Here is a 19,550-nt window from a genome sequence, read left to right on the forward strand (position 1 = left end):
GCGTCTCACTACGTGTGCGCCCGGCGCACATCGTCAGACAAGCCCAGGTGGTGAAACAGGTAGACGCAGGGGACTCAAAATCCCCCGCCGCAAGGCGTGCCGGTTCGAGTCCGGCCCTGGGCACCAGCAAGTCGTTTCGTACGGCCTCACGACATTCCCCAAAACCCCCGCAAGAGATGTGTTCCGCGGGGGTTTTTGTTTCTGGCTGTCCTCCGAATCGATGTCGAACCGCCGACGTCGACGGCGACCGTGAATGCCAGCCTTCAGGGTCATCCACGGTTGGCATACGCCGTCCTCAGTTCGCCGACACCTGCTGCCCGCCATGCGCAAGCCACCAGCTTTCCGCCTTCTCGAACCGGATCTTGTTGCGCGCGATCGTCTCAGGCTCAGCCGGGTATTCGGCGTTTCTGACCGGAATCACACCGGCCCGTTCGGCCTCGATCAGTTCGGCGCGGACCTGTGCGCGAGTCTTGCCCTGATTGCCTGCCGAATCCGCCGCGTCCACCGAAGCGCTCTGCGCCTGAACGCCCGGGTGTTCGACTGCCGCCAGCAGCAGATCTGAAGAAGACGCTATAACGGCGACCGGTTGCGGACCGGATTGCGCCGACGCCGGCGCGCTGGCAAACACCAGTGCGAACGCCGACAAAAGCAGCGTGCCGAAGACCGAGCGATTCAGAAGTGAATTGTGTTTCATGATGGGTTCCTCAATGGGTATGTCGGGTATGTCTGAAAGAGGGAGACGGCGCTGTGCCGCCTCCGTTGCTTCGTGTTCGTGTTCGTGTTCGTGTTCGCGTACACGTACACGTACACGGCGAGACTTCTGCCGCGATCGCGACTACGCGTTTACTTTTGCGTCAGGGCGATCGAGCTACCGCCCTGCCACGCCTGCTCGATCTGCTGGAAGCGCACCCGGTTGCGGGCGATCGTCTCGGCGCTCGGCGGGTAGTCGTTGCGGTGGGTCGGAATCAGCCCAGCCTCTTCGGCCTGCAACAGTTCCGCGCGTACCTGTTCGCGAGTCTTGCCCGGCGTGGTGATATCGGTCGTGGTCGTATCGCCAGCGACCGCAACCACTGTCTTCGCGGTGACGTGTGCATAAGGACGTGGTTCAGGGCCACGCGAACCGCCGCCGGCAAACGCCGAAATGGAAGCGGAAACGAGCAGGGTGGTGAGAACGGTACGGTTCAGCAAGGCAATGGCCTTCATGATTTTTTCCTCAAAAGTGGTGACGACATCGTCCTGCGCGAATCGACGCGCAGCGACGGCAATAACCGACGCGGCAAGCCGCCAGGCGGCGCACGCGGGCGCACAAAGCGACCTTTCGGCGTCAACGAAAACTTTGATTACCAGGTGGAGGTGGGACGCATGACCGGTGGCCCGACGGCTACCGCGTAAGCGGCGCACTGACGAGTTCGATCACGTGCCGGATATGCAGGCACGACCCACGTTCAGCCGCGAGGGGCTAGGTTCGGAACACCTGGAAGAGGATGCGGCTTGGAGGCGGCGCCGACAGGAGAATCGGCTCGGGGTGAGTGGGCCGATCCGGACGGACGGCGAGCGCAACGGTGGAAGAATGTCCCCAGATCAGCGGCAGCCATACCGCTGGAGACACGGTCGGCAGATTGGCATGATCCGGCTGCGCGGAGTTGTTGCAATGGAGATGACAACTTGCAGCGGTATGCGGATCTTGCAGGTCGGCGTGACTTCCTGTGAGCACCACCGCTACTGCGCCTGCATCGGTCGGAATCGTCCGGCCGGCCGTTGCGCACGCGTATGCCGATACCCACAGCTGACTGAAGATCAGCGTGAAGAGTACGGTAACGATAGCGAACAGTTTGATGCGGCTCATGGTGACAATTCAGCTCGACCCGTTTCAGGAAGTCAACGGGATGAACTTTAGACATTCCCACCGTAGGAATGTCAACTACCAAAGCAAAATTTTCGCGACGCTTCCGCCGCGAGACGTTATCACGCATGAGACTGCGCAGGAATGCGCACGCCGAGAATCTTGCGTGCTTCTTCCGGCGACGCGATCTCGCGTCCGGATTCGCGGGCGATTTTCGCCATCGCTTCGATCAGGTGGGCGTTGGATGCCGCGCGCGTGCCATCGGGCAGATAGAACGTGTCCTCGAGTCCTGTGCGCAACTGCCCACCGAGTTCCGCGGTGCGACGATGCAAAGCCCAGATGTTCGTCCGGCCGATAGCGGTCACCTGCCAGGTCGAGTCTTCGCGCAACAGGCGAATCAGGATCGGCAGCAAGTCCGGGTCGGCCGGCATGCCCGACTCGACACCCATCACGAAGTTGTAATCGGCCTTGCCCTTGAACAGCCCCGCGCGCGCGTACATGTCGACGCAGCGGACAATACCCACATCGAAGCATTCGAACTCTGGCACCGATCCCGTCTCGGCCATCATGTCGAGGAACGACTGCACCTTCTTGACCGGGTTGTCGAACATCAGCGGCGGCCAGGCCCAGGTCCCGTCTGCCTTCACCTTCAGGTAGTTGAGCGAACCGGCGTTGCATGCGGCGATTTCCGGGCGGATCGCATAGATGCAGGCGAGCGGTCCGTCGACGTCCGGACCGACGACCCCCGTCGACTGGTTGAAGATCACGCCGGGGCAGGCTTCGCGAATCGCCTGGCTGATCTCGGTTGCGAGCGTGGGGTCCCACGAAGGCAGATGACCCTTGTCCGCTTCCTGGCGACGGAAATGGACGTGCATGCACGCCGCACCGGCGTCGTACGCGCCTTTCGCTTCACGAGCCATCTGCTCAGGTGTGACGGGAATATTGAACTGCTTCGGATCGGTGAAGATGCCGTTCAGCGCACAGGTGATGACGACGGGGGTGCTCATGGGTTGTCTCCTTGCATCATGAATATCGATTGGGCTCAGCTGGCTTGCGGTTCCAGCTGCGCGAGTACATGTCCTGGCGCGACCTGATCGCCAGCGGTCGCGCCGAGCGAGGCGACCTTGCCGGCGAACGGTGCGGAGATGGCGTGCTCCATCTTCATCGCTTCGAGCACCATCACGGTCTGCCCTGCTTCGACGATGGCGCCTTCGTCGACATTGACCGCGATCACACGGCCGTTCATTGGCGCGCGCAACACACCATCGCTTTCGCTCTCCTCGCTGGCGCGTGCGCTGTCGAGGTTGTGCGACACGAACGCATAGTCGATGCCGTCGAGCTGCAGCCATAGCACGCGGCTTTCCCACACATAGCGGTAGTGGTAGATCTGTCCGTCGATGGCGACGACGGCAGGCTCGCCGGCATGACCTGGCTGTGCATGCAAGACCATCGCGTTGCCATCGCTATCCAGAAGCTCGAACGCATCGCGTTCCGCGTGCGCCACGGTGCCACGTCGCACGTCGGCATGATTCGCCCGGCTAGCCAGCCGGTAAGGCACCGGCAGCGGCGCACCGTTATGCCAGCCGCGCCACACTGCAGGTTGCTGGTCGGCGCGATCGGCTGCCGTCGTGGACAGCCAGGCGGCGATCGCCCACGCGTGCCGCGTCGGCTCCGACGCACGACTTTCGTTGCTGGCGAAATGCTGACCGATGAACGCGGTCGATACCGATTGCCCATCCACGAATGCGGGATGCCGCAGCACGCGGGCAAGAAAGGCGCGATTCGTCGACACACCGAGCAGCACCGTATCGTCGAGGGCACTCGCAAGCCGCTCGATCGCTTCGCTGCGCGTGCGGCCGTGTGCAATCACCTTGCCTAGCATCGAGTCGTAGAACGGGCTGATGGTCATGCCGTCTTCGAGCGCGTGATCGCAGCGCACGTGACGACCCGGACGCCAGAGCAGCACATTGCCCGTGCGCGGCAGGAAATCGTCGGCGGGGTCTTCCGCGCATAGCCGGACTTCGATCGCATGACCTTCGATGCGGATCTCTTCCTGCTTCAGCGGCAACGGCTCGCCTTGCGCGACACGCAACTGCCATTCGACCAGATCCTGACCTGTGATGAATTCGGTGACCGGATGCTCGACCTGCAGGCGGGTATTCATCTCCATGAAATAGAAATGTCCGGTGCGGTCGAGCAGAAACTCGATCGTGCCTGCGCCGACGTAACCAATTTCCCGGGCGACCGCAGCGGCCGTTTCACCCATACGCCGACGCAACGCTTCATCGACGGCGGGCGACGGGGCTTCTTCGACGATCTTCTGATGCCGGCGCTGAATCGAGCAGTCGCGCTCACCGAGGTAGACGACGTTGCCGTGCGCATCGGCGAAGACCTGGATTTCGACGTGACGTGGCTCGATGACCGCGCGCTCGAGAATCACACGCCCATCGCCGAATGCCTTCTGTGCTTCCGACACAGCAAGCTTCAGCGATTCGGCCAGCGCTTCCGGCGCGTCGACGCGCCGCATGCCGCGCCCACCGCCACCCGCCGAGGCCTTGACCATGATCGGAAAACCGATGCGCGCCGCTTCCGACAACAGCAGTGCCTCGGACTGGTCGTCACCGTCATAACCCGGCACGACTGGAATGCCCGCCGCCGCCATCCGGCGCCGCGCGCGGGCCTTGTCGCCCATCGCGTCGATTGCATCGGCGGGTGGGCCGACGAATACAAGTCCTGCTTCGGTCACACGTCGAGCGAACCCGGCGTTCTCGGACAGGAACCCGTAGCCCGGATGAATCGCCTCTGCGCCGCTGCGCAGTGCCGCGTCGATCAGCTTGTCGATGACGAGATACGATTCCGCCGGCGTTGCACCACCGATTGAAACGGCCGTATCGCAGGCGCGAACATGCGGGTTGTTCCGGTCAGCGTCCGAATGAACCGCGACGGTCGCGATGCCGAGCCGTTGCGCGGTGCGTGAGACCCGTACCGCGATTTCACCGCGATTCGCGATCAGCAGGCGGGTGAAGCGTTGTTCCTTCATGGTGTCTCCGGCAGAGCGGGTTGGGCGATCTGCCAGGTCGGAGCGCGTTTCGCAGCCAGTGCGGCTAATCCTTCGGTGACGTTGCCGGAGCGCAGTGCGATCGCGAAGTCGTCGGCGGCTGCATCGAGCACGAGCGAACGTTCGCGAATGCCCGCGTCCGCGACGATGCGCTTGGTCGCGCGCTGGGCCGCTGGCTCGCCGGCGAGTACGCGCGCAAGCTCGCTTTGCAGCAGGGCATCGATGCCCCCGGGCGACGACGTTTCGTCGACGAGGCCTGCATACAGCGCTTCTGCCGCGGATAACCGCTGGCCGGTGAGCATCAGCCATCGGCCACGCGAGACGCCAGCGCGCGCAACGATGAACGGAGCGATCTGCGCAGGCGGCAGGCCGAGCGTTGTTTCAGGCATCGACAGATGAGCGTCGGCGGCCATGATGACGCGGTCGCATGCCGCTGCGAGACCACAGCCCCCGCCTATCGCCGCGCCTTCGATCACGGCCAGTGTCGGCACAGGCAGTGCGGCAAGCTTCTCGAGCAGCGCACCGAACCGGCGGTTGTAGAGCGCGATCGGATCGCGACCGGTTGAGGGCGCAGGTTCGCGCATCAACGCCTTGAAGCCGCCGAAATCGCCGCCCGCGCAGAACGTGCCGCCCGCGCCGCGCAACACGAAGGCACGCACGCTGTGGTCGTTCTTGACGCGATCGCATTCGGCATCGAGCGCCGCGACGATATCGTCGGTCAACGCATTGCGCCGGTCGGGCCGGTTCAGCGTCGCGAACAGCACACCGCTGATCTGCGCCACGTGCAGCGGCGCCTCACCGGTCGCCAGTTGAAGTGATGAGGTCATGTCTCGCATCACTCCCGGGGCAACGTGCCGAGCTTCTTGCAGATGATGCTGAGCATCACTTCGTCGGCCCCGGCGCCGATCGAGAACAGGCGGCTGTCGCGATAGGTGCGCGAAATACTCGATTCCCAGGCGAAGCCCATGCCGCCCCAGAACTGCAGGCAACTGTCGGTAACTTCTCTCGCGAGACGCCCCGCTTTCAGTTTCGCCATCGATGCAAGCGCGGTCACATCGCCGCCACCTACGTAGAGTTCCGTCGCGCGATAAGTCAGTGCGCGCACCGCTTCGACCTCGGTCTTGAGTTCGGCGAGCCGATAATGGACGACCTGATTGTCCAGCACCGACCGGCCGAAAATCTTGCGCTGCCGCGTATAGTCGATCGTCTGGTCGATCGCGCGATCGAGCACGAGCAACGCGCCCGCAGCGCCATACAGACGCTCTTCCTGGAACTGCAGCATCTGATAGGTGAAGCCCTTGCCTTCCTCGCCGATCAGATTGCGCCGCGGCACGCGCACTTCATCGAGAAAAATCTGCGCGGTGTCCGACGAGTGCATACCGATCTTGCGAATCTTCTTCTCGATCTGCACACCCTTCGATTTCAACGGCACGACGATCAGCGACTTGTTGCGATGCGCCGGATCATCCGATGTATTGGCGAGGCAGCACATCCAGTCGGCCTGCGTGCCGTTGGTGATCCACAGCTTCGTGCCGCTGATCACGTAGTCGTCGCCGTCCTTGCGCGCGGTCGTCCGGATCGCGGCGACGTCGGAGCCCGCGCCCGGCTCCGAAACGCCGATACACGCAACCTGCTCACCGGCAATGGCGGGAGCGAGAAATTCTGCACGCAACGCATCGGAGCCGAAGCGTGCGAGCGCGGGTGTCGCCATGTTGGTTTGCACACCGATCGCGAGCGGTACGCCACCCGCGTTGCAAACGCCCAGCGCCTCGGCGAATGCCGTTTCATAGCTGTAGTCGAGGCCGCCGCCACCGTAAGCCTCGGGCTTGCTGAGACCGAGCACGCCGAGCTTGCCCAGTTCGCGAAAAACTTCGTGCGCAGGGAAGATGCCCGCCTCTTCCCACTCATCGACGTGCGGATTGATTTCCTGTTCGATGAAACGCTTGACGGTACGGACAATTTCTTCGTGTTCTTGAGTGAATAGCATGATGTCTCCGGATCAGGGACGGGCGACGCCGAATGTAAGGGGGTAAACAGTCTTGTTGCGGCCGTCGCGGCATACCGACAGCGTCATTGCGATCACCCGGCGCGTGTCGCGCGGATCGATGACGCCGTCGTCGAGCATGCGGCCCGAGGTATAAAACGCGTGCGTCTGGCGCTCGAAGTTCGCAACGATCTTCTGGCGCAATGCTTCGATGCGCTCGGCGTCGGGTTCGAGGCCTTTCGCGCGCGCCGCGCTCTCCATCACGATCGACATGGTCAGCGCGGCCTGCTCCGCACCCATCACTGCTGTGCGTGCGTTCGGCCACGAGAAAAGAAAGGACGGATTGAAGCCCCGTCCGCACATGCCGAAATTGCCAGCCCCGAACGCGGAGCCGCACAGAATGGTGATCTGCGGCACGGTCGCGTTCGAGACCGCCTGAATCATTTTCGAACCGTGCTTGATCATGCCGGCGCGCTCGGAATCCTTACCGACGATAAAGCCGGTGGTGTTCTGCAAATAGACAATCGGGATGTCGCTCTGGCAGCAGCTCTGGATGAAGTGCGTCGCCTTGGTTGCGCCCGCTGGATCGAGTGGCCCGTTGTTCGTGATGACGCCCACCGGGATGCCGTGAATGCGGGCGTGCGCGCAGACCGTCGCGGGTCCGTAGAGCGGCTGGAACTCGAGCAGGTCAGATGCATCGACGATGCGCGCGATCACCTCGCGCATGTCCGCAGGCTTCTTGCCGTCGCGCGACATGATGCCGAGCAGTTCATTGGCGTCGAGCGTGGGTTCGGCGCCGACCGGCAATGCGCTCTCGCGTGCGTTCCAGCCGAGCTTGTCGACGAGTTCGCGCAGGATGCGGATGCCGTCGGCATCGTCGTCCGCGAGATATTCGGCAAGCCCGGAGACGCTCGCGTGCAGCATGGCGCCGCCGAGTTCTTCGTCGGTGGCGATCTCGCCGGTCGCGGCTTTTAGCAACGGCGGCCCGGCGAGAAATGCCTTTGCCCGGTCGCGCACCATCACGACATAGTCCGACAGACCTGGCATGTAGGCACCGCCCGCAGTCGACGAACCGTGCACGAGTGTGAGCACCGGAATGCCCGCCGCAGACAGTCTTGCAAGCTGATAAAAATTGCCGCCGCCGTTGACGAATTCCTCGACGCGGTATTGCATCAGATTCGCGCCCGCCGACTCGACGAGGTGGACGAACGGCAGGCGGTTATCGAGTGCGATCTTCTGCAGGCGTTGAAACTTTTCGAGCCCCATCGGCTGCAGCGCGCCGGCATCGATACCGGAATCGGCGACCACGATCATGCAGCGGGTGCCGCTCACGTAGCCGATGCCGGCGATCATGCCCGCGCCCGGCACCGACTTCTCCGGATCGCTTTCGCCGACAAGATAGCCCGCAAGCGAAGCGAGTTCGAGAAAGGGCGCACCGGCATCGAGAAGTAACGCCAGGCGTTCGCGCGGCAGCAACTGGCCGCGCTTCGCGAACCGCGGGCGCGCCTTCGCCGATTCCTGCGCGGCGCGCGCCTGCAACGTGTGCAATTGAGCAATCAGCGCGGTCGTGTGCTCCGTGTTGTCCCGGACCACGGCACTGGCAGTATTAAGACGAGACTGGAAGACGGGCATGTCAGCTCTTGAAGATGTCTGGCGTGGTGGCGCGGTGGAAACCGTCGAACCCACCGGCGGGTTCGGCGGGCATCAGTGGGTAGTGGCGCCGCGCATTGGGTGCGCCGCCATCGACACGCAGGCAGGTTCCGTTGATAAACGAAGCGCCCTCCGACAACAGGAACGCGATCGCCGCCGACACTTCCGCTTCGTTGCCGATGCGGCCGAGCGGTACATGCTTCGGCAAACTGCGGATCAGTGGTTTCGCAGCTTCGGGGTAAGTGTCCATCCCGCTCGATGCGATCCATCCCGGAGCCACGGCATTCACTCTGATGCCGGCCCATTCCGCAGCGGCGGTTTCGGTGAAATTGAGCATGCCGGCGCGCGCGGCGCCGCTATGACCCATGCCGGGCATGCCTTGCCACATGTCTGCGATGATGTTGACGATGGCGCCCGACTTGCGCGGTTTCATCGATTGCGTATAGCACTCGCGCGAGACCAGGAAGCCGCCTAGCAGATTGGTATTCAGCACCGTCTGCCAACCCTTCGAGTTGATGTGCTCCAGAGGGGCCGGGAACTGTCCGCCGGCGTTGTTGACGAGCAGATCGATGCGGCCGTAACGCTCGACCGTTTGCACGACCGCGAGCCGAACCTGCTCTTCGTCACGAATATCGCAAACGACTGAATCGGCGCGGCCCCCATCGTCGTGAATCTCGCCAACGACACGCTGCAACTTTTCCGCATTACGTCCGAGCACTACAACGGTTGCACCGAGCGATGCGAGTTCGTGCGCACAGCAGCGGCCAATGCCACTGCCGCCTCCTGTGACGAGGACGATCCGGTCGTCGAAACTACCGGCGCGAAGCGATGAGCGATAAGGCATGGTGTCAGTCGTCCAGAAACAGGTCGTTGGGGAAAGATTTCGTGCCTGGCACGATCGCGTATTTAGAAAGGTCGGTGATGCCGGCGTCGGCGAGAACCTGTTCGTCGATATAGAAGTTGCCGGTATGGGCCCGTGCATCGAGCGACAGGATCTGCGCGGCTGCGTCGGCCATGATTGCCGGTGATCTGCAGATTTCCGGCGGAACACCGGGGATCATTTGCAGTGCCGCGGTCTGGATCACGGTACGCGGCCATAGCGCATTGACCGCAATACCTTCAGGCTTGAATTCTTCGGCATGTCCCAGCACGCACAGGCTCATGCCGTATTTCGCCATCGTGTAGGCGACATGCGGCGCAAACCACTTTGCGTTCATGTTGAGCGGCGGTGACAAGGTCAGCACGTGCGGATTGCCGTTGCGCTGCGCTGATTGCCGGAGATACGGAAGCGCGGCCTGCGTGCAGGCATAAGTACCGCGCACGTTGACACCGAACATCAAGTCGAAGCGCTTCATCGGCGTGTCCGGTGTGCGGGTCAGGCCGATTGCGCTTGCGTTGTTGATCAGCACATCGATGCCACCGAAGCGCTGCGCCGCCTGCGCCATCGCGGCCGCGATCTGCGCTTCGTCGCGGATATCGACCTGGAGCGGCAGACAGGCGCCGCCCGCCGCCTCGATTTCAGCCGCGGCGCTGTAAATGGTGCCAGGCAGCTTGGGGTTAACCTCTGCCGTCTTGGCTGCGATCACGACGTTCGCGCCCTGGCTCGCAGCCTTCTTTCCTATCTCCAGCCCGATGCCGCGTGAGCCGCCGGTGATGAAGACGGTCTTGCCCTGCAAGGTTGTCATGGGAGTGTCCCGAATGTTGTTGTGCGAGTGTGTAGACGCATCCTAGCGCCGCTAATTTATTAAATCAATCATTTGATTGATTTACCTGAGGCACACATCTAGAATTCGCATCAGTCAGATCTACGGACATCAACCAGGAGACGTCGATGCAACCCACCCACGCGAATCCCGCGTACTACACCCCGGAACATATCGAGCTGCAGGACACGGTTCGCCGCTTCGTTGCAAAAGAGATCTCGCCGTTCGTCAACGACTGGGACGAAGCCGGCGAGTTTCCCCGTGAGCTTTATCGCAAGGCCGCGGACATCGGTTTGCTTGGGCTTGGCTTTCCCGACGCTTACGGGGGTATTGAAGACATCGACGCATTTCACCGGTTGCTCTGCACCGTCGAACTCGCCCGCTGCGGCTCGGGCGGTGTCGCGAGTTCGCTGATGTCGCACACAATCGGCGCGCCGCCGATCGCACACGCAGGCAGCGACGAGCTGAAGTCGCGCGTGCTGCCGGGCATCCTGTCCGGCGAGAAAATTTCGGCGCTCGCGATTACCGAACCGGGCGGTGGCTCAGACGTCGCTGCGTTGCGCACAACCGCGATTCGCGATGGCGATCACTACATCGTGAGCGGCGAGAAGGTGTTCATCACGTCCGGCATGAGGGCGGACTACTACACGGTTGCGGTTCGAACAGACCCGGAAGCACGCGGCGCCAAAGGACTGTCGCTGCTGGTGGTAGAGGGAAACACACCCGGGCTGTCGAAGACGCTACTCAAAAAGATGGGCTGGTGGGCATCCGATACCGCACATCTACACTTCGATCAGTGCCGCGTTCCGGTCGCGAACCTGATCGGTCAGGAAGGCAGTGGCTTTCCGCTGATCATGCAGAACTTCAATCTGGAGCGCTTCAGCGTGGCCGCTTCTGCGCTAGGGTTTTCGGAAGTCTGCTACGAGGATGCGCTCGAATGGGCGCGGCAGCGCAAGACGTTCGGTCAACGCGTCGCCGATCATCAGGTCATTCGCCACAAGCTCGTCGACATGGCCACGCGCATCACGGCGACGAGAGCCTGGCTCGAGCAATGCGCATGGCAGATGGACCATGCGGACAAACGCGACCCCGCTTTAATCTCCACGATCTGCATGCTGAAGAACTTCGCGACGCAGACCATGCAGTTCTGTGCCGATAGCGCCGTGCAGATACTCGGAGGTATGGGATATATGCGTGGCACGCGGCCGGAGCGCATCTATCGGGAGGTGAAAGTGAACATGATCGGTGGCGGCACCGAAGAGATCATGAAAGATCTGGTCGCACGCCAGCTCGAATTTTGACCGAAGCGGCGCAGGGCGCCTCGGGGGGTGCATCCCTGTTCAGGTGCGGGAAAGTCATCGATAATGTGCCAATCGATGGCCGGCTGTTACGGCCCTCGCCTGAACGGGACATCGAATTGATTGTATGAGCGCCATTCCTCTAGTTCCACGCAAACGCGGACGTCCACTCAAGGGCGAAGGCGCGTCGTTGCGCGACGACCTGATTCTCACCTCCGCCAAACTGTTCCGCACGCAAGGGTACGAGCGCACGACTGTCCGCGATATCGCAGCCGCGGCGGGCATTCAGGCGGGCAGCTGGTTCTATCACTTCAAGACCAAGCAGGACATTCTCGTCGCCGTGATGGAACAGGGCATGGCGAGCTCGCTCGCGCGCATCGAGGCACTCGACGTCGACAACCTGTCTGCGCGCGACGCCTTTCACGCGTTGGTTCGCACGCATCTCAAGACGATGGTTTCGCCGGATCACGATTTCATCCCCGTCCTGCTCTATGAATGGGGTTCACTCGACAAAGACCGGAAGGTCGCGGTGCTGAAATTGAAGGACCGTTACGAGGCCCTGTGGGATAGCGTAATTGCCCGTCTGCATGCATCTGGAGAATGGCTTGCACCAACGCCGATCGACCGGTTGATGACATTCGGCGCATTGAACTGGGCGGTGCAATGGTACAGACCAGGTGGGCCGCTCAATCTGGACGAACTGACGGACAACGCGGTGCAGTTTCTGTTGAGGAGCGTACCGACCGCTACTTCGGCACCTGCGTCGGCACCCGAGTCGACCCCCGCGTCAGTACCCGCAGCAAAGCGGCCGCGCAAGACAAAGGCCGGTTGAGGCCAACCCGACCTCAACCGGCTCGCATCGAAACATCCCAGCTCTACTTCTGGTAGCCCGCCTGCCGCACCGCACGATCCGCCGCGGCATTGCCCGCCTTCAGCGCCGATGCCACGTCGGTCTGTCCGGCCACCACGCCTGCAATAGCCTGCCCCACGACCGTCCCAAACGACTGGAACTCGGGGATACCCACGAACTGGACGCCGGAATACGGGACCTTCTGGAGCGTCGAATCATCGGGGTTCGCCGTTTCGATTGCCTTCAGAACGAAGTCGCCGAACGGTGCCGCCTGCCGGTATTCCGGGCGCGCGTAAGTCGACTTGCGTGTGCCCGGCGGAACCGATGCCCAGCCCTCGTCTTTCGCCACCAGTTCGATGTACTGCTTCGACGTTGCCCACTCGGCAAACTTCTTCGCGGCATCCTGCGACTTCGAGGTTTTGGGAACGGCGAACGACCACGACCACAACCAGTGCGATCCCTTCGGCGTCACCGCGACCGGCGCTGCGGCAAAACCGATCTTGTCCGCGACCTGCGACTGCGCCTTGTTATAGAGCATGCCGGCCGCAACCGTCGCATCGATCCACATCGCGCACTTGCCCGACGACATCAACGTGAGATTCTCGTTAAAGCCGTTTGAACTGGCGCCCGGAGGACCGTCTTTCTTCAGCAGATCCGAATAGAACGTGATGGCTTTGTTCCATTCGAGCGTATCGATCTGGGCTTTCCAGTGCTCGTCGAACCATCGTCCGCCGTACGTGTTGACGACCGTCGATACGTACGCCATGTTCTCGCCCCAACCCGCCTTGCCGCGCAGACAGATGCCATATACGCCACTGGCCTTGTCGGTCAGCTTGTCGGCGAATTCCTTGATCTGATCGTAAGTGGGCTGGTCCGGCATCTTGAGGCCCTTCGCCGCAAACAGGTCTTTGCGGTAAAAGGTCATCGAACTCTCGACGTAGAACGGTAACGCCCACAACTGGCCATTCGAAGACAGACCGTCACGCGCTGTCTTGACGACGTCGTCGAGATCGTAACCGGCCGGCAGGTTGTTCATCGGCGCGAGCCATCCGCGCTTGCCCCACTGCGGCGCTTCGTACGTTCCGATCGCGACCACGTCGAACTGACCGCTGTTCGTGGTGATGTCCGTCGTTGCCCGCTGGCGCAATACGTTCTCTTCGAGAATCACCCAGTTCAGCGTGATATCCGGATTTGCTTTCTCGAACGTGGCCGAGAGCTTCTTGAGCTCGATCATGTCCGGGTTGTTGAGCGTTGCAATCGTCACGCTCGCTGCGCTTGCCATTTGCGCCGCACTGAAAATTACTCCAGCGACTAACGCCCTGCGGGTCACAGTTTTCGTCTTCACGTCTGTCTCCTCTCTGCTAGAAACTTCCCTTTCGGTGGATGTCTTGCTCCTGAATCAGGGGGTTAAAAAAACGATTACGTTTCTTCGGATGCCGCATCGCATATCCTGCACGCGGCGGCATACGAGCCAATGACTTCGCGAACCTTGCTCTCGATCAGGCTCATCGGCGATGCATCGATCATCTCGCGCCTGAACTGCCAGTACTGTTCGGGTAGATGGCGGCTCAGCAGGTTCTCCGGGATGGCGATGCCTGCGAGGTTGCTCATCAGCGTTTGCACCGCCGCGTCGATCTCCGGATCGGCCCAGTAATACCGGACACGGTCGCTATAGCTGTAGGTGCGCAACAGCCGCTTTTTCTGCTCGTCGCCGTGGTAATACTTCTCCCAGTTGCCGGGGCGCGAAAGCATGACGCGCTCCACGACTTCACGCAGGTTCGATGTCGTTTCTGGAGAGACGAGTTCAGTCTCGATGTCGGCAAGCGCATACAGCGCTTCGCGCAGGGCAAACGTCACACCCGGGCCGACTTTCAGAATGGCAAACCCGTCCCACACCAGCGTGGCGAGCGATTCCGGTCTCTGATAGTCGGTGGAGTGTGCCTCGAAGACCATTCCGGGCAACTGTTCAAGAACTCCCGCAAGCTTCCTGGCAAGCCTCGGTTGATAGTCCACGACCTTCGTATGATCGAACTCGACGCCCGGCTGAACGACGAGGGCGATCACGCGCTCCCACACGTCGTCGAGGCCACGATCGCGCCACGCCTGGCGATGAACTGCAACCGTCGCGAACGCTGCCTCCGGATGCGTGACTTCTACCGCCTCCAGTTCCTCGGCGGCACCACCCGGTACCGGAACCTCCGTGCCGATCACATACACCGGTTTTCCGTTTCTGCCTGCGCGCGCGGCAGCGGCCTCGGCGATTGCACACAGTCGCGAGGCACGCCCGGCCACGACATGATCCGAGAGTCGCTCCGGATCGCCGGCGCAACTCATGCTCGTATCGAGGTGAATTTTCGCGAAACCCGCCGACACGTATGCATCGATGAGCGCTTCCGCGTGTTGCATGGCTTCCTCCGCGGGCAGGTCGCGCCATGCGTTAGGGCCAAGATGGTCGCCACCGAGAATCAGCCGCGAGCGCGGCAAACCAACACGATCGGCGATCAGATGCACGAAGCGCACGAAATCCGCCGGCTTCATTCCCGTGTATCCGCCGAACTGATCGACCTGGTTTGAAGTCGATTCGATCAGCAGCGGCGTGTCGTCGTCGAGCGCCTGCTTCATTGCCGCACCAAGCACCCATGGGTGAGCCGAGCAGATCGAGTACATCCCCTTGAGTTTCTGTGCCGCGCGCTCGTCGCCCGAGAGACGAAAGACGACGTTAGTCATGACGCTGCTCCATCGGGTTCGCGATGAAGTCGTCGAGCTGCGCCAACGTCGCCGTTCCCTCCATCGGCCCGCGAAACGTCACTGCCCGTGCGCCGGCCGCACAGGCATAGGTCAACGCTCTTTCAACGCCGAAGCCTTGCGCACGGCAGGCGATGTAGGTTCCGCCGAAGCAGTCGCCCGCGCCCGTCGGATCGACTTCCTGAACCGGCAGCGCGGGAAAGTTCAGCACGGTTTTTCCATCGTAGTAGCTGCATCCATGCTTGCCGCGCTTGATCACGACTTCGCGTACGCCACGCTTCAAAAGCTCGTCGATAGCGCCCTCTTCGCTGCTTGCGCTCGCGAGCAGCATCACCTCGTGGCCGCTCGGCAGGAAAACATCGGTGTAGTCAAGGATGAAATCGAGCGCTTCGCGCATTTCGGGAATACGCAGCATCTCCTTGCGGATGTTCGGATCGAAGCTCACCGTCCCGCCGTGTTCCTTGACGGTTTCGATGACCTTTTTCATCGCTTCGATGATGCGAAATGAAAAGAGCGACGAGCCCATCACGTGAAAGTGGCGGCACTGCTTGAGTAGATCGTCGCGGATGTTGCCGACCGACAGGTGGCCGGAAGCGCTGTTGGCGATGTTGTAGATAAAGTCGCGGTCGCCGTCCTCGCGGTAAGTCACGAACGCGCTACCTGTCGTCGCGGTCTTGATGACGGAGATACCGGAGACGTCGACGCCATCCGCGCGCAATCGCTCGACATTGAGGGCGCCGAAATCGTCGTCGCCGACGCAACCGATCATCGCGCACCGGCTGCCGGCCTTCGCAACCTGATCGATGAAAATGGCCGGCGCGCCGCTCGCGTAGGGGCCGATCAATGTGCCCGGCTGGCGGAACGACTGGCCGCGCTCGGTAGCCATTATTTCGACCAGGATTTCGCCCATCGTCAGGATGTAGCCGACGTCGCGGGACTTCTGCAGTTCAGTGTTAGCCATGACGCTTTTTCGTTTGAACATCGATGCAAACGGCGACGAGGATGACGACGCCCTTTACGATCAGTTGATAGAAGTACGGAACGCTCAACAGATTCATGCCGTTGTTGATGACCCCGATGATCAGCGCACCGATCAACGTGCCGATAATCGTGCCGTAGCCGCCACTCAGACTGGTCCCGCCAAGCACGGCAGCCGCGATCGCGTCCAGCTCGTAACCGAGACCCGCATTGGGCTGCGCCGAATACAGACGCGAGGTCATCAGCACGCCGCCGATGCTCGCCATCAGCCCGGAGATCATGAAGATGCCGATCCGCAGACGCCTGACGTTGATGCCCGAATACAGCGCGGCCTCGCGATTCCCGCCCGCCAGATATGCCTTGCGTCCAAACACCGTTTTCGACAGGACGAAATGGTTGATGGCCAGCAGAACCACCAGAAGCCAGATGGGTATCGCAATGCCAAGAAAAGTCGCGTTGCCGAGTGCCGCAAAGCGGTCGTCGTCGATCGAGATCGGTACACCTGCCGACGTGATGTACGCGAGCCCCCGGAAAACGCCCATCGTTGCGACTGTCACGATGAACGAGGGAATGGTCAGCATCGCGGTCAGCGTACCGTTGATGAACCCGAGAACCAGTCCCGCACCCATGGCGATCACGATAGCCAGCGCGGGATGCAGTCCATGCTGCATCGAGAAAGCGGCGACCGTGCCGACGAGCGCCATCACTGCGCCGACAGAAAGATCGATATCGCCGAGCAACAGGACATAGGTCATCCCGAAGCCGAGAATCGCGATGATCGATACCTGCATGACGATGTTCAGCAGGTTGCCGAGCGTCAGAAAGTTGCTCGACAGAACCGCGAAAAGTACGCAGAGCAACGCGAGCCCGCAGACGATGCCGCCGTAGTGACGTATCCATGGGAACCGCCCGGTCAAGCTGCTCATGTGTCCGCCCCGATCGGCCTGTCTAGTAAGCTCCGATGATTTCATGCTGGTGCTGCTCCTGTTGCGTACGACATGACGGTCTCCTGAGTCAGCCCCGCCGTTGCGAATTCCCTGACAAGGCGCTTCTCGCGCATCACCGCGAGGCGGTCGCTCATGGCCAGCGCTTCGGGCAATTCCGAAGAGACCAGAACAATGGCGGTGCCGGCATCGGCGAGTTCACGCATCACGCGGTAGATCTCGAACTTCGCGCCGACATCGACACCGCGGGTCGGCTCATCGAGAATCAGCACTTTGGGCTTGAGCGAAAGCCATTTGGAGAAGACGACTTTCTGCTGGTTGCCGCCGCTCAGATCGCCGACCGCCTGCTGCGGCCCCGCTGTTCTGATCTTCATGCGAGCGATCGCGTCCTGCGTTTCGCGTTGTTCGTAGCGGCTGCTCACGATGCCAAATCGAGAACCCTTGCGCTCGAAGCTGGCCATCGTGATGTTTTGCGCAATCGAATGCATGAGCACCAGGCCCTCGTGCTTTCGGTCTTCGGTGACGAACGCGATGCCTGCCGAGATTGCGCGCTCCGGCGAACGTAACCGCACTGCCTTGCCATCCATCAGGATCTGTCCCGTCGGACGTCCGATTCCAAACAGCGCCTTCATCACATCCGAGCGACCCGCGCCGATCAGGCCAAAGAAACCGAAGATTTCGCCAGGTCGGACACCGAAACTGATGTCGTGAAACTTGCCGTTAATGGTGAGGTTCCGCACTTCGAGCAACGGTGCGCGATTCATATTGAGCGGCGTGGCGCGCGGCGGATAGACATCGCTCATCTCGCGTCCGACCATGAGATTGATCAGCGCCCCGATCGTCGTCTCGTTCCGGTCGTGCGTGCAGATGTATTGCCCGTCGCGCATCACCGAGATGTCGTCCGAGATCCGCATGATCTCGTCCATGCGGTGTGAGATGTAGACGACGGCGATGCCACGCGACTTGAGTTTCGCCACGATGCCGAACAGCACTTCGGCCTCCCGGTCGCTCAGGGACGACGTAGGTTCGTCCATGATGACCAGCTCGGCACGGCGACTCAGTCCCTTCGCAATTTCGACCAGTTGCCGCTGCGCCATCGACAGGCGCGCAACGGCGACGTGTGCGTCGATATCGATCGCTAGATCGTCGAGCAGATCCTGCGCTTGCCGGAACAACGATTTGAAATCGACGATGCCGAATCGCTGCGGCTCGTGGCCCGCGAAGATGTTCTCCGCCACAGTCAGATTCGCCGCGAGACTCAGCTCCTGATAGATGATCGAGATGCCGGCCGCCTGGGATTCGGACGGGGTGGCAAATACGACAGGCTGACCACGCACGAGCAGGTCGCCTTTCGTCGGTTGATGGACGCCCGCCAGAATCTTCATCAAGGTCGACTTGCCTGCGCCGTTCTCGCCGAGAATCGTGTGGACCCGCCCGCTTCGCAACGCGAGCGAAACGTTCTTGATCGCCTCGACCGTACCGAACGATTTAGCGATGGACCTCAACTCGGCAAAAGGAACATCCGCGCCATCGCTAAAGCTCGCGCCCGATGCCTGAGCGCACAGGCGGTTCGGGCTCGCATTCACTTTGCGGTCCCGTGCAGATAGACGCCGGGTGTCACGGGGATCAGCTTCGCGACCGGCTGCTTTGCGGCAACCTTCACCGCTGTGTCGACAGCGATGGCGCCCATTTTTTCGGGGTATTGGCGGATCACGCCGACGAAATTCGGATTCTTGTCTACGGCTGCGCGCGCTTCCGGCATGCCGTCGAAGCCGATCACCTTGACGTGATTGCCAGCTGATTTACCGGCAACGGCTGCCGCCATCGCGGCGTCATCGCCAAACCCAAAGATTCCGTCGAGATCCGGATGGGCCTGAAGCATGTTCTGCGCAGTCGTCAACGCTTCAGCGCGCGTGATGCCGGGCTGGACTGCAACGATCTGCACACCCGGACACGCATCGAGAGCCTTCTTGAAACCCGTCACGCGATCGATCACGGACTGCACCGTCGGATAGTCGATCACACCGACCTTGCCCTTGCCGCCGAGGACCTTGCACATCAGTTGCCCGGCCATCTGGCCGCCGGCGTAGTTGTCGGTAGCGATGTGGGAAGCGACCTCGACGCCCTGCGCGCTGATGTCGACGGTGATGACGGGGATGCCGGCTCGTTGCGCGATCATGACCGCCGCCTTGACACCTTTCGAATCGACCGGTGAAAGCACGATCACGTCGACCTTGCGGGTCACGAAGTCCTGTACATCGGCGATCTGTTTGCTCAGATCCTGATTCGCGATCGATATGTCGAGCTTCGCGTTGTCCTTCAGCGCTTCCTGTTTCATCGCATCGGCGAGCGCGACGTAGAACGGATGTTGCTGCGTCAGCAGAGACGCGCCGATCTTGACCTGGTCGGCGTGCGCCAGCGGGGCGACGGCAAACGTCGTGGTCGCGGCGAGGATGGCCGCCATGCTTTTGAGCGTCAACTTCATGTGTCTCTTCCT

At 61.7% G+C, this 19,550-nt stretch carries 18 protein-coding genes and 1 tRNA gene; 3 read left to right on the forward strand and 16 right to left on the reverse strand.

What is annotated here, in order from left to right:
- Nucleotides 1-41: 41 nt before the first annotated feature.
- Nucleotides 42-126 (forward strand) — tRNA-Leu (locus tag FNZ07_RS28795).
- 169 nt (nucleotides 127-295) lie between these two features.
- Here the strand turns inward: FNZ07_RS28795 and FNZ07_RS28800 are convergent.
- From FNZ07_RS28800 to FNZ07_RS28845, 10 genes are all read right to left on the reverse strand, one after another.
- Nucleotides 296-694 (reverse strand): DUF4148 domain-containing protein, encoded by a 399-nt coding sequence (locus FNZ07_RS28800; RefSeq protein WP_091011358.1) that lies wholly within the window; start codon nucleotides 692-694, stop codon nucleotides 296-298.
- A 149-nt stretch (nucleotides 695-843) separates the two neighbouring features.
- Nucleotides 844-1,203, reverse strand: coding sequence for a DUF4148 domain-containing protein (locus tag FNZ07_RS28805; RefSeq protein ID WP_091011357.1), 360 nt, complete (start codon nucleotides 1,201-1,203; stop codon nucleotides 844-846).
- Between the two features lie 256 nt (nucleotides 1,204-1,459).
- Complete coding sequence (locus tag FNZ07_RS28810; protein WP_091011356.1) at nucleotides 1,460-1,846, reverse strand: hypothetical protein; 387 nt, start codon at nucleotides 1,844-1,846, stop codon at nucleotides 1,460-1,462.
- A 119-nt stretch (nucleotides 1,847-1,965) separates the two neighbouring features.
- Nucleotides 1,966-2,850, reverse strand: a complete 885-nt coding sequence (locus FNZ07_RS28815; RefSeq protein WP_091011355.1) for a beta-keto acid cleavage family enzyme — start codon at nucleotides 2,848-2,850, stop codon at nucleotides 1,966-1,968.
- 35 nt (nucleotides 2,851-2,885) lie between these two features.
- Nucleotides 2,886-4,883 carry an acetyl-CoA carboxylase biotin carboxylase subunit gene (locus FNZ07_RS28820; protein WP_091011354.1) on the reverse strand — a complete coding sequence of 666 codons (1,998 nt, stop codon included), beginning with the start codon at nucleotides 4,881-4,883 and terminating at the stop codon, nucleotides 2,886-2,888.
- Complete coding sequence (locus FNZ07_RS28825; RefSeq protein ID WP_091011353.1) at nucleotides 4,880-5,728, reverse strand: enoyl-CoA hydratase/isomerase family protein; 849 nt, start codon at nucleotides 5,726-5,728, stop codon at nucleotides 4,880-4,882. Before FNZ07_RS28825 ends, FNZ07_RS28820 begins: the two co-directional genes overlap by 4 nt.
- Nucleotides 5,729-5,736: 8 nt before the next feature.
- The gene (locus tag FNZ07_RS28830) at nucleotides 5,737-6,888 is read right to left on the reverse strand and encodes an acyl-CoA dehydrogenase family protein (RefSeq protein WP_091011352.1); all 1,152 of its coding nucleotides are present in this window, start codon (nucleotides 6,886-6,888) and stop codon (nucleotides 5,737-5,739) included.
- Between the two features lie 12 nt (nucleotides 6,889-6,900).
- Nucleotides 6,901-8,517 (reverse strand): acyl-CoA carboxylase subunit beta, encoded by a 1,617-nt coding sequence (locus tag FNZ07_RS28835; RefSeq protein ID WP_091011351.1) that lies wholly within the window; start codon nucleotides 8,515-8,517, stop codon nucleotides 6,901-6,903.
- A 1-nt stretch (nucleotide 8,518) separates the two neighbouring features.
- Nucleotides 8,519-9,379: an SDR family oxidoreductase gene (locus FNZ07_RS28840; protein ID WP_091011350.1), complete on the reverse strand. Its 861-nt coding sequence runs from the start codon at nucleotides 9,377-9,379 to the stop codon at nucleotides 8,519-8,521.
- A 4-nt stretch (nucleotides 9,380-9,383) separates the two neighbouring features.
- A complete protein-coding gene (locus FNZ07_RS28845; RefSeq protein WP_091011349.1) occupies nucleotides 9,384-10,220 on the reverse strand; it encodes an SDR family oxidoreductase in 837 nt (278 codons plus the stop codon).
- A gap of 146 nt (nucleotides 10,221-10,366) precedes the next feature.
- Here FNZ07_RS28845 and FNZ07_RS28850 point away from each other — a divergent pair, with 146 nt between their 5' ends.
- Together FNZ07_RS28850 and FNZ07_RS28855 are read left to right on the forward strand one after the other, a co-directional pair.
- Nucleotides 10,367-11,539: an acyl-CoA dehydrogenase family protein gene (locus FNZ07_RS28850; protein WP_091011348.1), complete on the forward strand. Its 1,173-nt coding sequence runs from the start codon at nucleotides 10,367-10,369 to the stop codon at nucleotides 11,537-11,539.
- Nucleotides 11,540-11,663: 124 nt separating this feature from the next.
- Nucleotides 11,664-12,368, forward strand: coding sequence for a TetR family transcriptional regulator (locus FNZ07_RS28855; protein ID WP_091011347.1), 705 nt, complete (start codon nucleotides 11,664-11,666; stop codon nucleotides 12,366-12,368).
- A 43-nt stretch (nucleotides 12,369-12,411) separates the two neighbouring features.
- Here the strand turns inward: FNZ07_RS28855 and FNZ07_RS28860 are convergent, their stop codons facing one another.
- The 6 genes from FNZ07_RS28860 to FNZ07_RS28885 all read right to left on the reverse strand — a co-directional run bounded on the left by FNZ07_RS28860 (nucleotide 12,412) and on the right by FNZ07_RS28885 (nucleotide 19,538).
- Nucleotides 12,412-13,668 (reverse strand): ABC transporter substrate-binding protein, encoded by a 1,257-nt coding sequence (locus tag FNZ07_RS28860; RefSeq protein ID WP_245811468.1) that lies wholly within the window; start codon nucleotides 13,666-13,668, stop codon nucleotides 12,412-12,414.
- A gap of 137 nt (nucleotides 13,669-13,805) precedes the next feature.
- On the reverse strand, nucleotides 13,806-15,113 hold the full coding sequence (locus FNZ07_RS28865; RefSeq protein ID WP_091011345.1) for a D-tagatose-bisphosphate aldolase, class II, non-catalytic subunit: 1,308 nt from the start codon (nucleotides 15,111-15,113) through the stop codon (nucleotides 13,806-13,808).
- Nucleotides 15,106-16,092 carry a tagatose kinase gene (locus FNZ07_RS28870; RefSeq protein WP_091011344.1) on the reverse strand — a complete coding sequence of 329 codons (987 nt, stop codon included), beginning with the start codon at nucleotides 16,090-16,092 and terminating at the stop codon, nucleotides 15,106-15,108. Before FNZ07_RS28870 ends, FNZ07_RS28865 begins: the two co-directional genes overlap by 8 nt.
- Complete coding sequence (locus FNZ07_RS28875) at nucleotides 16,085-17,035, reverse strand: ABC transporter permease (RefSeq protein WP_245811454.1); 951 nt, start codon at nucleotides 17,033-17,035, stop codon at nucleotides 16,085-16,087. The genes FNZ07_RS28870 and FNZ07_RS28875 overlap by 8 nt, the downstream gene beginning before the upstream one ends.
- Nucleotides 17,036-17,076: 41 nt before the next feature.
- Nucleotides 17,077-18,639 carry a sugar ABC transporter ATP-binding protein gene (locus FNZ07_RS28880; RefSeq protein ID WP_245811453.1) on the reverse strand — a complete coding sequence of 521 codons (1,563 nt, stop codon included), beginning with the start codon at nucleotides 18,637-18,639 and terminating at the stop codon, nucleotides 17,077-17,079.
- The gene (locus tag FNZ07_RS28885; protein ID WP_091011342.1) at nucleotides 18,636-19,538 is read right to left on the reverse strand and encodes a substrate-binding domain-containing protein; all 903 of its coding nucleotides are present in this window, start codon (nucleotides 19,536-19,538) and stop codon (nucleotides 18,636-18,638) included. Before FNZ07_RS28885 ends, FNZ07_RS28880 begins: the two co-directional genes overlap by 4 nt.
- Nucleotides 19,539-19,550 lie beyond the last annotated feature (12 nt).

The organism is Paraburkholderia megapolitana (genome assembly GCF_007556815.1).
GTDB classification, from domain to species: Bacteria; Pseudomonadota; Gammaproteobacteria; order Burkholderiales; family Burkholderiaceae; genus Paraburkholderia; species Paraburkholderia megapolitana.

Bases quoted from the DNA above. Each gene is read 5' to 3' on its own strand.
- FNZ07_RS28865 (WP_091011345.1), bottom strand. From the start codon at position 15,113: ATGACTAACGTCGTCTTTCGTCTCTCGGGCGACGAGCGCGCGGCACAG.
- FNZ07_RS28805 (WP_091011357.1), bottom strand. From the start codon at position 1,203: ATGAAGGCCATTGCCTTGCTGAACCGTACCGTTCTCACCACCCTGCTC.
- FNZ07_RS28825 (WP_091011353.1), bottom strand. From the start codon at position 5,728: ATGACCTCATCACTTCAACTGGCGACCGGTGAGGCGCCGCTGCACGTG.
- FNZ07_RS28860 (WP_245811468.1), bottom strand. From the start codon at position 13,668: ATGGCAAGCGCAGCGAGCGTGACGATTGCAACGCTCAACAACCCGGAC.
- FNZ07_RS28810 (WP_091011356.1), bottom strand. From the start codon at position 1,846: ATGAGCCGCATCAAACTGTTCGCTATCGTTACCGTACTCTTCACGCTG.
- FNZ07_RS28875 (WP_245811454.1), bottom strand. From the start codon at position 17,035: ATGAGCAGCTTGACCGGGCGGTTCCCATGGATACGTCACTACGGCGGC.
- FNZ07_RS28870 (WP_091011344.1), bottom strand. From the start codon at position 16,092: ATGGCTAACACTGAACTGCAGAAGTCCCGCGACGTCGGCTACATCCTG.
- FNZ07_RS28800 (WP_091011358.1), bottom strand. From the start codon at position 694: ATGAAACACAATTCACTTCTGAATCGCTCGGTCTTCGGCACGCTGCTT.
- FNZ07_RS28830 (WP_091011352.1), bottom strand. From the start codon at position 6,888: ATGCTATTCACTCAAGAACACGAAGAAATTGTCCGTACCGTCAAGCGT.
- FNZ07_RS28815 (WP_091011355.1), bottom strand. From the start codon at position 2,850: ATGAGCACCCCCGTCGTCATCACCTGTGCGCTGAACGGCATCTTCACC.
- FNZ07_RS28840 (WP_091011350.1), bottom strand. From the start codon at position 9,379: ATGCCTTATCGCTCATCGCTTCGCGCCGGTAGTTTCGACGACCGGATC.
- FNZ07_RS28885 (WP_091011342.1), bottom strand. From the start codon at position 19,538: ATGAAGTTGACGCTCAAAAGCATGGCGGCCATCCTCGCCGCGACCACG.
- FNZ07_RS28850 (WP_091011348.1), top strand. From the start codon at position 10,367: ATGCAACCCACCCACGCGAATCCCGCGTACTACACCCCGGAACATATC.
- FNZ07_RS28855 (WP_091011347.1), top strand. From the start codon at position 11,664: ATGAGCGCCATTCCTCTAGTTCCACGCAAACGCGGACGTCCACTCAAG.
- FNZ07_RS28845 (WP_091011349.1), bottom strand. From the start codon at position 10,220: ATGACAACCTTGCAGGGCAAGACCGTCTTCATCACCGGCGGCTCACGC.
- FNZ07_RS28820 (WP_091011354.1), bottom strand. From the start codon at position 4,883: ATGAAGGAACAACGCTTCACCCGCCTGCTGATCGCGAATCGCGGTGAA.
- FNZ07_RS28835 (WP_091011351.1), bottom strand. From the start codon at position 8,517: ATGCCCGTCTTCCAGTCTCGTCTTAATACTGCCAGTGCCGTGGTCCGG.